The sequence below is a fragment of the uncultured Arthrobacter sp. genome (assembly GCF_964021775.1).
GTDB lineage: Bacteria > Actinomycetota > Actinomycetes > Actinomycetales > Micrococcaceae > Arthrobacter.
In genome coordinates this window covers 223,507-235,767 of record NZ_CAXHZI010000001.1, presented here as the reverse complement: position 1 = coordinate 235,767, position 12,261 = coordinate 223,507, and the positions used below count along the sequence as shown (strand labels likewise).

Here is a 12,261-nt window from a genome sequence, read left to right as displayed (position 1 = left end):
CCTGCACCTCCCGGACCCTATCCCCGGACATCCTCCCGACCGACACCGAAAGCCTGGATCAGACCGTGAAAATCATTGCCGCCGAAGTTTTTGTCACCAGCCCCTCCCGCAATTTCGTGACGCTGCGGATCACCACCGAGGACGGGGTGACCGGGATCGGCGATGCGACCCTCAACGGCCGCGAACTGGCCGTCGCGGCGTACTTGAAGGAACACGTCGCGCAGTTGCTGATCGGCAAGGACCCGCACCGGATCGAGGACACCTGGCAGTTCCTCTACCGGTCCTCGTACTGGCGCCGCGGTCCGGTCACGATGGCCGCGATTGCCGCGGTGGATATGGCGCTCTGGGATATCAAGGGCAAGCTGGCCGGCATGCCGGTCTACCAGTTGCTGGGCGGGGCGTCCCGGAACGGCCTGCGCGCGTACGGCCACGCCTCCGGCTCTGACCTGGAATCGCTGTTCGACTCGGTCCGGGAGCACCTGGAGCTCGGCTACAAGTCGATCCGGATCCAGACCGCCGTGCCCGGCATCAAGGCCGTGTACGGGGTCGCGGCACAGGCGCAGGCCTCGGGGGAGCGGTACGACTACGAACCGGCCGGCCGCGGCGCGTTCCCGCAGGAAGAGGACTGGGACACCCGCGCCTACCTGCGGCACCTGCCGACGGTGTTCGAAGCGGTCCGGAACGAGTTCGGCCCGGAAATCCCGCTGCTGCACGACGGACACCACCGGATGACGCCGATCCAGGCCGCGAAGCTGGGCAAGGCGCTGGAACCCTACGACCTGTTCTGGCTGGAGGACTGCACCCCGGCGGAGAACCAGGAGGCGCTGCGCCTGGTCCGGCAGCACACCACCACACCGCTGGCCATCGGTGAAATCTTCAACACCGTGTACGACTACCAGACGATTATCAAGGAACAGCTGATCGACTATGTCCGGGCCGCGTCCACGCACTTTGGCGGGATCTCGCCGCTGAAAAAGGTGATGGACTTCGCCGCGCAGTACCAGATCAAGTCCGGCTTCCACGGCCCCACGGACATCTCCCCGGTCGGGTTTGCCGCGCAGCTGCACGTGGGCCTGGCCATCCACAACTACGGGATCCAGGAGTACATGCAGCACTCGGATGCAACCAACGAGGTCTTCGAACAGTCCATGACGTTCGTGGACGGCTACCTGCACCCGGGGGAGACGCCCGGCATCGGCGTTGAATTCAACGAGGAGGCTGCCGCGGCCTACCCGTACCAGCAGGCTTACCTGCCCTACAACCGCCTCGTCGACGGCACCGTCCACGACTGGTGAGCCGCCGCTGATGCCAAAAAGGTCCCGGGCGGCGATTCGCAGCTCAGCCGCCCGGGACCTGGTCTGGTAAGCGGCCGGGGCGCGTCGTCCCCGGCCTGCCGCGCCCTCGGCCTAGCGGACGACTTCCCGGGTCATCCCGAAGGGGACCTGGTCCGAAAGTGCCGCCGTGTAGTGCCCCGGCTTGTGCCGGGTCAGCAGGATGCCGTGGGTGCCGGTGAGCATGGCGAGCCGCTGCAGCCCCTGGACGGCGTCGTTGAGCCGGTCGTCCAAGAGTTGGCGGTTGTCGACCTGGATCTCGATGCATTCGCTTGCTGTCGTCATCGCACTGTCTTTCCTGGAAGTGGTTGCCGCGGCGTCCGACGGCTGAAGCGAGGATAACGTCTGATTTAAATGTGAGTCAAATCACCACGCGGGTGCGCCGCCTGCAGCTTCCGTACCTTAAGTCAGCACCGTGAAACCGGCCGCCGGATAACGCACCCCGTTGACCTGCGGCTGCAGCGCGTGATCGCCGGGGTGGTGGACCCGGGTGGTCATCTGGCGGAAGGCATGGCGCTTTGAAAATGTCCTGGATTCACCCGGCCCGAGGACGGCTATGCCGAGCTTGAACACTTTGTCCGCGAGGACGCCGTTGGCTTTGGCGTAGTGCACCACGTAGTCGACGGCGATGCGGGCCTCCGCCGGGCCGGTATTGGCGACGTCGAAATCGAAGCCCAGGTCCCCCGGCAGTTCAACGACGGTGCGGTCGAGCCGGGGAGCCGTCACGGCGAGCGACGCCGGCGCGAACCCGAGCAGCTCCAGCGCGCCGGGATGGGCATTCTTGACCAAGGTCCGCAGGCCGTGCCGGACCACCCTGGCGGTGTTCGCGTCCGGCTCCGCCAGCCAGCGCGCTGCGGTGGCGACCACTTGGTCGGGGGCATGCCGGGCCAGGTCGTTCAGGTGGTTGGCCACCGATCGCCGGACGTCCTCGACCGGGTCGCGGTACAGGGCGTCGAGGATCGGCAGGGTTGCCGCCGGCCGGGCCGTGAGCCCGGGAACACGGATTGCCCACGGCAGGTACGCCCGGGTGCCCTCGCTGGCGAGCCGGCGGACCTGCCAGTCCGGGTGGGTGGTCCAGCGCTGGATGACCGCCAGGGCCCGGTCCAGGTCCGCGGCCAGGAGCCGCCGGATGGCGAACTCTCCCGTGAGCCGAGGAGTCAGCTCGGCGAGCAGCGACAGGCAGTCCTCGAAGTCGCCGGGAACCCTCCGGGCAAGGGCGAGGGTGGCGGCCGACTCGCTGACCGGCCAGATCATCCAACCGGTGAAGTCCGGGTCCTTCAGCGCCCGGCGGAAGACCGCCGCCGCAGCGGGGTAGTCGCCGGGAAGGTCAGTAAGCATGGCGGCGCTGAGCAGGTCGGTGCGTCCGCGCAGGCCCAGTCCGTCCAGCTGTCCGGCCGTGCCGGCCAGGTGCGGGAAGCGGCGGCCGGGGGAAGCGGCGGCAAGGATCCGTTCCAGCGAGCCGACCACCCCGGGGTTGATCAGTTCATTCATGACACCCATGGCTTCAGGCTACCGGCGGGCGCGGCGCGGGACCGGCTGCCGGTCCGACGCGCCCGCGGCGCCGGAACCGGGATATTCTTCACGTTGGGAATGTCCACACACGGCGCAGAGGCGGCTACGGGAATGGCAGAGCAGAAAACCGGAAAATCCGGCTGGTGGCAGGTCTTCCACGACAAGTTCGTGGTGGAGGAGCGCTACATGAGCGTGGATGCGCGGCGGAATCTGTACCGTATCGCCGTCGTTCTTATGGTCGTCGGCGTCGTGGCGTTCACCACTATCCTGGTCAGCGTGCTGCAGCACGGCGGTATCACCGCCGTTGACGAGCCGGTGCGCTCCGGGCTGGTGGCGCTGCGCGGGGAGCCGGCCACGACCATCATGATCATCCTGGCCATTGTCTTCGGCCCCATCGGCCTGCCGATCATCATCCTGGTGTTCACGGTGGCCTGGGGGCTGCTGGCCAAGCACGCCTGGCGGCCGATGGTGCTGGCCGGTGGCATGCTGACCGGAGTCATCCTGGCCCAGATCATCGGCCGGTCCGTCGGCCGGCAGCGCCCGCCGGTGGACCTCATGCTCTTCGGGGCGGACTCCACCTTCTCGTTCCCGTCAGGCCACGTGCTGGGCGCCTGTGACTTCCTGCTGATCACCACGTTCCTGGTCTTCTCCCGCCGCAAGAACCCGAAAGCCGCCGTCGCGGGCTTCACCGTGGCCGGCATCGGGATCTTCTTCGCCGCGCTCAGCCGGCTTTACCTGGGCTACCACTGGACCACCGACGCCCTCGCCTCGCTGTCCATCTCGTTCGTGATTCTGGGCGCCGTGATCCTGCTGGACACCTGGCGGACCGCCAGGATCCCCGGGGAGCGGATCACCGGTGAGCTTTCCAAGCAGGAGACCGGCGCGGAGTAAGCGCCGGCGGATACGGGGCGCGCTGCCGGTCAGCGCGCCCCGCGTCGTTTAAGCTCCGCACGGAGCTTGGCATTAGCCGCTTCCAGTTCCAGCACCTTGGCGACGCCGGCGAGGTTCAGGCCTTCGTCCAGCAGCTCACTGATCCGGCGCAGCACCACCAAATCCGTCTCGCTGTACTGCCGCGTTCCGCCCGCCGTGCGGTCCGGCGTCAGGAGGCCCCTGCGCTCGTACAGCCGGATGCTTTGCGGTCCGGTCCCAACCAGCTGAGCCACCACGGAGATGGCGTAAACCCCGACGTCGGCTTCACGTTCCGCCATGGCTCACGTCCTTATCGTTTGGTCCAAGAATTTCCTGTTGCATCAGTTTGGCACTGGTGCTATAAAAAATCTATATCCATCACCACAGATAATGGGTGGCTGGATAGGCAGGAAATTTCAAGCCTCTTGTATGAAGGAGTGGGAAATGATGTTGATGCGTACGGACCCGTTCCGTGAATTGGACCGGCTGACCCAGCAAGTCTTCGGAACGGCGGCGCGGCCCGCCGCCATGCCGATGGATGCGTGGCAGGAGGAGGGCGAATTCGTCGTCGCGTTCGACCTTCCCGGCGTCAATGTCGACTCGGTTGATCTCGACATCGAACGCAACGTCCTGACCGTCAGGGCCGAACGGCGCGAACCGGCGCAGCCCAACGTTGAGTTGATCGCCTCGGAACGGCCGCGCGGGGTCTTCAGCCGCCAACTGATCCTGGGCGACACGCTGGACACCGACAAGGTCAAGGCGAGCTACGCCGACGGCGTCCTGACGCTCCGGATTCCGGTGTTGGAGCAGGCCAAGCCGCGGAAGATTGAAATCACGCACACGCAGGACAAGATGCAGGAAATCGGGAAGTAACAGCGCCGCGGCGGAGGCTCCGGACCGCTGACGGTGCGGGGAACAGCCCGGCCGCAACCTGCGGCCGGCTGATCCCCGGCGGATCAGCCCGAACCCCGCCCGGCCAGCCAGGAGGTGAGCCGATGAACCGCGACCCGCGCGGCTTCTATGCCGCGTTGCACGTCGCGCCGGATGCGACCCCGGCCGAGATCCAGCGCTCCTTCCGCGCACTGATGCGCCGCCGCCATCCCGACGTCGAAGCGTCCGCCGGTGCGGGGGCCGACGGCGGGGAGGAGGTGCGCCGCATCCTCGAGTCATTTGCGGTGCTGCGGAATCCGGACGCACGGGCCGCCTACGACGCCGCCGGTTCCGCGGCTCGGCAGGCCGGGCCGGCAGACGCCGGGGGCACCGCCGCCGGCACTTCCGCCGTCGGCCGGGACATACCGGTGCGGCACCACCGAGGCCGGCAGCCGGTGCTGCGCGTGACCCCGGTGCGGTGGGAGCGGGGTCCGGAGTAACGCGGGAACCGGACGCTGTGCCGGCGCCGCACAACAGGCAGGAACACAAGAAAAAGGAGTACAGCCATGAGCGCATGGCGGCGTTACGACTCGCACCTCATTCCGGCCTTCCACGAACGGTTTGAGGAGCGCTGGGGCGAGGGCACGGCACCGTTCCTGGACCCGGAGGCCCATGAACTGCCCATGCCACGTGCGCAATGGATCAACGTGGACACCGGTGCGGCCCTGGCGGTGGTGCCCATCTGGGCCGCCGAGGACCGCCAGCACCGCTCGTTCGGGGTGTTCTATTTGCCGCCCGCTGGGGACATCTGGGTACTCCGACCAGGGTTCACCGGCTACTTGGAACCCGCGGCAGACGACGCGGAACAGCTGCTAAGCCTGCGGAACGACGCGTTCAAGAAAGCCGTCGCACACGCGAAGGAGTTCCTCTTCGGGCCGGAGGCCGGCAGCTACTGAGCAGCTACTGACTTGGGCCGGGCGGGGGCGCCCCGGCGGGTGGATGGCCGCGCCGGTTATGGCGCGGGCCCCCACCGGGGCCTAAAATCAATCAACCACCAGCGCAACTGCATAGGGGATCCGCCAATGAATGCTTCCGCCCACGATCTGGCCGCCCTGCTGCCGCCCGGATTCACCATGGGCGTGGCAACCGCCGCCTTCCAGATCGAAGGGGCGCTGGACGAGGACGGGCGGGGACCCTCCGGCTGGGATGTCTTTGCGGCCACCCCGGGCTCGATTGTCAACGACCACAGCCCCGCAATCGCCTGCGACCACTACCACCGGATGCCCGAAGACGTGGCGCTGATGAAGGAACTGGGGATCGATTCGTACCGGTTCTCGCTGTCCTGGCCCCGGATCCAGCCCGGCGGCAGCGGCCCGGTCAATCCCAAGGGATTGGACTTCTATGACCGGCTGATCGACCTGCTGCTGGCCAACGGCATCACGCCGATGGCCACGCTGTACCACTGGGACACCCCGCTGGAACTGGACGAGGTCGGCGGCTGGATGAACCGGGACACCGCCTACCGGCTGGGGGAATTCGCCGCCATCGCCGCGGCGGCGTACGGGGACCGGGTGGCCCGCTGGGTGACCATCAACGAACCGGCCACGGTGAGTGCCAACGGCTACATGCTGGGCGTCCACTCCCCGGGGGAAGCCCACATGCTCAAGGCGCTGCCGAGTGTCCACCACCAGCTGCTCGGCCACGGGCTGGCGATGCAGGCGCTGCGGGCCGCGAAAGTACCCGGCGAGATCGGCCTCACCAACGTCTATTCGCCAATGGTCCCGGCCTCCGGCAACCCGCTGGACAAGGTCAGCGCAGGGCTGATGGACATGGCCCAGAACCGCTTGTACGCGGATCCGGTGCTGCTGGGCAAGTACCCGGACGCCATCAGGGCCGCCACCTTCTTCTCCTCCTTCAGCCCGTCCAGCGAGGACATGGAGCTGATCTCGCAGCCCCTGGACTTCTACGGGCTGAACTACTACATGCCCACCCGCGTGGCCGCCGGGCCCGGCGAGGGCACCGTGCCCAAGGGTATGGCCGAGGCCATGGGCAACGACCTGAACGGCGGCGGCTCCGGCACGCCGTTCCACATCCAGAGCTTCCCGGACACCGAGATCACCGCCTACGGCTGGCCGATCAAGCCGGATTACATGGCGGTCGCGCTGGTGGAAATGGCGGAACGCTACCCGGACCTGCCGCCGGTCTACATCACCGAGGGCGGCGCCAGCTTCGAGGACCTGGAAATCCACGACGCCGAAGGCCGGCTGATCGTCCCGGATGAGCGGCGCGTGCGCTACCTCGCCGAGCACATCGGGGCGGCCATCGAGGCGACCTCGCCCGGCGGCCCCGCCGAGTCGATCGAGCTGCGCGGCTACTATGTGTGGTCGCTGCTGGACAACTTTGAATGGTCCGCCGGCTACAAGCAGCAGTTCGGCCTGCTGCACGTGGACCGGGACACCATGGTGCGCACGCCGAAGGCCTCCTACTACTGGATCCGGGAGCTGATGGCAGCCCGGAACCGGTCCACCGCCGGGGACGCGGCGGAAGGCGCCGGGGCCGGCGAAGTGGCGGAAGGTGCCGGTGCTCCGGGCGCGGCGGAAGCTGCCGGCGTCGACGTCGAAACTCCCGCAGCCGGCGCAGGAGCCTGAGCGGGGAGCGCGGCGGCCGGCTAGAGGATCTCCAGCTCCTGCAGGCGCTTGGCCATGCCGGCGCCGTCGGGCGAGTAGACCCACGGGACACTGGAACCCGTGTGGTCGCCGTTCTCGGAATGTCCGCCGGCCAGTACGGCCTCGCCGGTGGAGAGCTGGCGGATGCCGATCGCGGCCACCTTGTCGCCGTGGTCCCGGGCGAACTGTGAATAGATGGCCTCGTCGTGCTGGCCGTTGTCGCCGAACAGGAGCCAGCGCATGTTGGGGAACTCCTTGGCCAGCAGTTCCAGGTTCCGGCGCTTGTGGTCCTGGCCGCTGCGGAACCAGCGGTCGTGGGTGAGGCCCCAGTCGGTCAGCAGCAGCGTGCCGGAGGGGTACATGTTGCGGGTGATGAAGCGTGCCAGCGTGGGCGCGGCGTTCCACGGCCCGGTGGAGAGGTAGATCACCGGCGCCTCGGGGTGTTCGACCAGTAGCCGGTCCATCAGCACGGCCATGCCCGGAGTGGCCATCCGGGCCCGCTCGTTGAGCACAAAGGTGTTCCACAGAGCCAGGAACGGCCGGGGGAGTGCTGTGACCATGATGGTGTCGTCAATGTCGGAGACGATGCCCAGGGTGGTGTCCGGGGAGATGACATAAATCATCGCCTCCGCCGGCTCGGTGCCCTCGGCCCGCAGTACGGCGCGATGCCAGCCGGGCGTGAGCGAAACCTGGACCACGGTGTCCACGAGGCCGCCACGGTCAGCGTGCACGGTAGTGGTGGTCCCGCCGATCTCGATGTCCACCTCAATAAACTGGATCGGCACGGACGTAAAGGCCCGCCAGCCGCGGACATTCTGGTTGCCGTTTTCCGCCGCCTGCGCCGCCCGGCTGCCCGGGGCGGGCTTGCTGGTGAGCAGCACGCGGCCGAGGACCCGGACCCACTCGGTGGAACCGTAGCCCTGGTACGCGATGGTTTGCGGGGTGAACTTCCAGCGCCTGGCCGCCTTCAGGCGGAGATGGTTGACCGTGTCCGAGACCAGGTGGGCCAGCCGGAAGGCCTGGCTGCCCGAGACCTTGTTCTTCCGCGGTGGTTCCTGCGCTGACTGCTGAGACGCCAATTCCATGCCTCCACTCTCCCACAGAGGCGGCCTGCTCCGGCGATTGCGTCAGCGGCTCAGGCGCCCAGCAGTTCGCGCAGCCGGGTGGCGTTGCGCACCGCGTTGCCGCCGCCGTCGTTGTTGAAATACGCGTAGACCTCCTTGCCCGCCGCATGCCATTCGCGGATCCGGTCCGCCCACCAGCCCAGCTCCTGGTCCGAGTAGGAGCCAGCGTAGAGGTGGTCCCGGTCCGGACCGTGCAGCCGAACGTACACGAACGGGGCGGTGGCCCGCAGGATGCAGGGCAGCTGCGCCCCGCTCATGACGCAGTAGGCGGCGCCGTGCCGTTCCAGCAGCTCATACACCGCCGGGTGGTCCCAGCTGGCGTGGCGGAACTCCACGCTGACCCGGATCCAGCCCGGCAGCGCGGCCAGGAAGTAGTCCAGCCGGGCGTCGTCGCGGGCGAAATCCGGCGGCAGCTGCACCAGCAGCACGGCACGCTTGTCCCCCAGTTCGTGCCAGCACCGGGTGATCCGCTCCACCCAGGCCTCCGGGCCGTAGAGTTTCTTGCCGTGCGTCAGTCCCCGCGGGGCCTTGACGGACATGGTAAAGCCCTCGGGCAGCCGGCGCCGCCAACTTGCAAAGGACACCTCCCGCGGCCAGCGGTAGAAACTCGCGTTCAGCTCCACCGTAGTGAAACGGGAGGCATAGGTGGCCAGCCGGTCCCGGGCCGGCAGCCCGGGCGGGTAGAGCACGTTCTCCCAGTGGTCGTAGCTCCATCCGCTGGTCCCGATCTGCGGCACCCCGGCGGAGAGGTGCGGGCCGCCGTCGTGATGCGCCCAGGATTCCTGTTCCGGCATGCTGGGATCGTAACCGGAGCAGCGCCGCCCGGCCCAGCCCCGCACGCTGAGCACGCCCGGCTCCTCGTCCGGCCGTGGGTCCTGTGGCAGGGTAAGAGCCATGGCACGCATCGAGGATTACGCAATGGTCGGCGATCTGCACACCGCCGCATTGATCAGCACCGAAGGCTCCATCGACTGGCTGTGCCTTCCCCGCTTCGACTCGCCGGCCTGCTTCAACGCCCTGCTGGACAGCCCCAAAGCCGGTCGCTGGCTGCTCGCGCCGGCCGCCGGCGGCGAATGCACCCGGCGGCGCTACCGCAAGAACACCCTCGTCTTGGAAACCGAATGGGAAACCCCGGAGGGCAAGGTCAAAGTCATCGACTTCATGTCGCCCCGGGACGGCGCGGCGGACATTGTGCGGATCGTGGTGGGGGTCCGCGGGACCGTCCGGATGCGCGGGGAGCTGGCCCTGCGGTTCGACTACGGCCACATTGTCCCCTGGGTCCGCCGCGATGAGCACGGCATCCACGCCGTCGCCGGCCCCGACGCCGCCTACCTGGTCACCGACGCGCCGCTGCGCGGCGAGCACATGCAGACCGCCAGCGACTTCACCGTCAAGGCCGGGGAACGTGTTCCGTTCGTGCTGACCTGGGCGCCCAGCCACCTCGGCCGGCCGCGGAGGGTGGATCCGGAAGCCGTCCTGGCAGCCACCGAATCGTTCTGGCGCCAGTGGACGGAAAAATGCAGCGCCACCGGCCCGTACCGCGACGCCGTGCTGCGCTCGCTGATCACGCTCAAGGCCCTGACCTTCGCCCCGACCGGCGGCATCGTGGCGGCCGTGACTACGTCCCTGCCGGAGGAACTCGGCGGGGAACGCAACTGGGACTACCGCTACTGCTGGCTGCGCGATGCGACCCTGACCCTGCAGGCCCTGCTCGCCTCGGGCTACTCCGAGGAGGCCGCCGCCTGGCGGAACTGGCTGCTGCGCGCGGTGGCCGGCGACCCTGCGGACCTGCAGATCATGTACGGCCTGCACGGCGAGCGCAGGCTTCCGGAAATGACGCTGGACTGGCTGGCCGGCTACGAGGGGTCGGTGCCTGTGCGGATCGGCAACGGCGCGGCCGGCCAACTGCAGCTTGACGTCTGGGGCGAGGTGCTGGACTGCCTGGCCCTGACCCGGACCTCCCTGCTGCTGGACGGCGACGATTCGTGGGACGTCCAGGTGGCGCTGATGGAGCACCTGGAGACCGCGTGGGACCGGCCGGACAACGGCCTCTGGGAAATGCGCGGGCCGCGCCGCCATTTCACCCACTCCAAGGTGATGGCCTGGGTGGCGGCGGACCGCATGGTCAAGGGCGTCCGGGATGCCGGCTTGCCCGGACCGGCGGACCGCTGGGAAGAACTCCGGGACCGCATCCACGCCGACGTTATGGCCAACGGTTTCGACGTCGAACGCAACACCTTCGTGCAGTCCTACGGCCGTCCGGAACTGGACGCCGCCCTGCTGCTCATCCCGCGGGTGGGGTTCCTGCCGCCGGACGACCCGAGGGTGGTAGGCACCATCGAGGCCGTGCAACGGGAGCTCACGCACGACGGCTTCGTGCTGCGCTACCGGCAGGAGCAAAGCGACGACGGGCTCGCGGGCGGCGAGGGGGTCTTCCTCGCGTGTTCCTTTTGGCTGGTGGACGCGCTGATCGGCGCGGGCCGGCGGCGCGAGGCCCGGGAGCTGTTCGAACGTCTGCTCGCGCTGCGCAATGACGTCGGGCTGCTGAGCGAGGAATGGGGCGTCGAGGAGGCCCGGCAGCTGGGAAACACACCCCAGGCGTTCAGCCACTTCGCGCTGGTGCGCAGCGCCCTGCACCTCCAGGGGGACGGCCTCTGACGGCGGGCTCTTCAACGGGCTCCGGCACCGCTGACGGCGGCGCTATCCGCCGGATCGGATCCCGTCCGCGGACTTTCCTCCAGAGCTTAGATAAGTATACTTACTAATATCCCCGCACGGGGTGCAGGATTGAAGGAGTATGCAATGGCTGGATATTTCGAGCTCGTGGATGCGCCCGACGGCGGCTACCGGATTCGAATGATGGACGCTACCGGCGGCCTGATGGCCGTCTCGGTCACCTTCCCCACCAAACGGGCGGCCGTGGCCGGCATCGCCCAGGCGCGGGAGATCGCCGGCACCGGCCTGATCCGTGACCGCAGCGGCGACGGCCAGTCGGCAGTGATGGCCTCCATGGCCAAGCGGCGCACCGGCGGCGGCGCAGGACGCGGCTCGTCCCTCTCTGGCGGCACCCTGGCGGCCACGAAGCGCACCCGTGCCCATCACTGATACCCCGCCCGCCGCCCCGCACCAGCCCGCCGGGACGCACCAGGCCGCCGTCCTGTTCGACGTCGACGGGACGCTGGTCGACTCCTCCTACATCCACGCGCTGGCCTGGTGGCAGGCGTTCCGGCAGGCCGGCTATGACGTCCCGATGGCCAGTATTCACCGCTCGGTGGGGATGGGCGGGGACCGGATCCTGGACCGCCTGCTGCCCGAGCACCGCGACAAGGGCGGCGATGCCGACATCATGACTTCCCACGCAGCCGTGTTCTCCACGTTCTGGCCCTCGCTGCGCCGGCTCGACGGTGCGCGGGAGCTGCTGGCGCAGTGCTTCGACTCCGGCCTCGCCGTCGCACTGGCCTCCTCGGCCCGGGACCGCGACCTGGAGATGCTGCGCGCCACCATCGACGCCGATGCCTACATCCACGCCGCCACCAGCTCGGCCGACGCAAAGGAAAGCAAGCCCGCGCCGGACATCCTCGTCGCGGCGCTCCACGCCGTCGGCGTCCCCGCCGCGAACGCGGTGTACGTTGGCGACGCCGTCTGGGACATTTACGCCGCCGGCAAGCTGGACATCCCTGCGATCGGCCTCACCTGCGGCGGCACCAGCGAAGCCGAACTCCGCGAAGCCGGCGCCGTGGAGGTCTACGAAAGCCCGCGGGCCCTGCTGGAGAACCTCGCCGGCAGCGCCATCGGCCGGCTCGCCGCGCGGGTCCACGGCGGCTGACGCCTGGCGGCCGTAACCGGCCG

The 12,261-nt window shown here is 68.6% G+C and carries 14 protein-coding genes; 9 read left to right on the top strand and 5 right to left on the bottom strand.

Annotated elements, in window-relative coordinates; all coding sequences use genetic code 11:
- Window positions 1–65: 65 nt before the first annotated feature.
- Window positions 66–1,295 (top strand): D-mannonate dehydratase ManD, encoded by a 1,230-nt coding sequence (gene manD, locus ABIN76_RS01090; protein ID WP_346957868.1) that lies wholly within the window; start codon window positions 66–68, stop codon window positions 1,293–1,295.
- Between the two features lie 111 nt (window positions 1,296–1,406).
- Here the strand turns inward: manD and ABIN76_RS01085 are convergent, their stop codons facing one another.
- Window positions 1,407–1,616, bottom strand: a complete 210-nt coding sequence (locus tag ABIN76_RS01085) for a hypothetical protein (protein WP_346957867.1) — start codon at window positions 1,614–1,616, stop codon at window positions 1,407–1,409.
- A 117-nt stretch (window positions 1,617–1,733) separates the two neighbouring features.
- Entirely contained in the window at window positions 1,734–2,831 is a 1,098-nt protein-coding gene (locus tag ABIN76_RS01080; RefSeq protein WP_346957866.1) for a DNA alkylation repair protein, read from the bottom strand.
- 123 nt (window positions 2,832–2,954) lie between these two features.
- On the opposite strand from ABIN76_RS01080, the gene ABIN76_RS01075 reads away from it, so the two are divergent.
- A complete protein-coding gene (locus ABIN76_RS01075) occupies window positions 2,955–3,734 on the top strand; it encodes a phosphatase PAP2 family protein (protein WP_346957865.1) in 780 nt (259 codons plus the stop codon).
- A gap of 29 nt (window positions 3,735–3,763) precedes the next feature.
- Here ABIN76_RS01075 and ABIN76_RS01070 read toward each other — a convergent pair whose 3' ends face one another.
- Window positions 3,764–4,051 (bottom strand): MerR family transcriptional regulator, encoded by a 288-nt coding sequence (locus tag ABIN76_RS01070; RefSeq protein WP_346957864.1) that lies wholly within the window; start codon window positions 4,049–4,051, stop codon window positions 3,764–3,766.
- A 148-nt stretch (window positions 4,052–4,199) separates the two neighbouring features.
- Here ABIN76_RS01070 and ABIN76_RS01065 point away from each other — a divergent pair, with 148 nt between their 5' ends.
- The 4 genes from ABIN76_RS01065 to ABIN76_RS01050 all read left to right on the top strand — a co-directional run bounded on the left by ABIN76_RS01065 (window position 4,200) and on the right by ABIN76_RS01050 (window position 7,270).
- The gene (locus ABIN76_RS01065) at window positions 4,200–4,625 is read left to right on the top strand and encodes an Hsp20 family protein (RefSeq protein WP_346958035.1); all 426 of its coding nucleotides are present in this window, start codon (window positions 4,200–4,202) and stop codon (window positions 4,623–4,625) included.
- A 122-nt stretch (window positions 4,626–4,747) separates the two neighbouring features.
- The gene (locus ABIN76_RS01060; protein ID WP_346957863.1) at window positions 4,748–5,122 is read left to right on the top strand and encodes a J domain-containing protein; all 375 of its coding nucleotides are present in this window, start codon (window positions 4,748–4,750) and stop codon (window positions 5,120–5,122) included.
- A gap of 66 nt (window positions 5,123–5,188) precedes the next feature.
- Window positions 5,189–5,578 carry a hypothetical protein gene (locus ABIN76_RS01055; RefSeq protein ID WP_346957862.1) on the top strand — a complete coding sequence of 130 codons (390 nt, stop codon included), beginning with the start codon at window positions 5,189–5,191 and terminating at the stop codon, window positions 5,576–5,578.
- 126 nt (window positions 5,579–5,704) lie between these two features.
- Entirely contained in the window at window positions 5,705–7,270 is a 1,566-nt protein-coding gene (locus ABIN76_RS01050) for a family 1 glycosylhydrolase (RefSeq protein WP_346957861.1), read from the top strand.
- Window positions 7,271–7,290: 20 nt separating this feature from the next.
- Here ABIN76_RS01050 and ABIN76_RS01045 read toward each other — a convergent pair whose 3' ends face one another.
- Both ABIN76_RS01045 and ABIN76_RS01040 read right to left on the bottom strand, forming a co-directional pair.
- The gene (locus tag ABIN76_RS01045; RefSeq protein WP_346957860.1) at window positions 7,291–8,373 is read right to left on the bottom strand and encodes a phosphatase domain-containing protein; all 1,083 of its coding nucleotides are present in this window, start codon (window positions 8,371–8,373) and stop codon (window positions 7,291–7,293) included.
- A 50-nt stretch (window positions 8,374–8,423) separates the two neighbouring features.
- A complete protein-coding gene (locus ABIN76_RS01040; protein ID WP_346957859.1) occupies window positions 8,424–9,206 on the bottom strand; it encodes a DUF72 domain-containing protein in 783 nt (260 codons plus the stop codon).
- Window positions 9,207–9,306: 100 nt separating this feature from the next.
- Between ABIN76_RS01040 and ABIN76_RS01035 the strand changes: the two genes are divergently transcribed.
- The 3 genes from ABIN76_RS01035 to ABIN76_RS01025 all read left to right on the top strand — a co-directional run bounded on the left by ABIN76_RS01035 (window position 9,307) and on the right by ABIN76_RS01025 (window position 12,238).
- A complete protein-coding gene (locus tag ABIN76_RS01035; protein WP_346957858.1) occupies window positions 9,307–11,070 on the top strand; it encodes a glycoside hydrolase family 15 protein in 1,764 nt (587 codons plus the stop codon).
- 144 nt (window positions 11,071–11,214) lie between these two features.
- Window positions 11,215–11,517, top strand: a complete 303-nt coding sequence (locus ABIN76_RS01030; protein ID WP_346957857.1) for a hypothetical protein — start codon at window positions 11,215–11,217, stop codon at window positions 11,515–11,517.
- On the top strand, window positions 11,510–12,238 hold the full coding sequence (locus ABIN76_RS01025) for an HAD family hydrolase (protein ID WP_346958034.1): 729 nt from the start codon (window positions 11,510–11,512) through the stop codon (window positions 12,236–12,238). The genes ABIN76_RS01030 and ABIN76_RS01025 overlap by 8 nt, the downstream gene beginning before the upstream one ends.
- The last annotated feature ends 23 nt before the right edge of the window (window positions 12,239–12,261 follow it).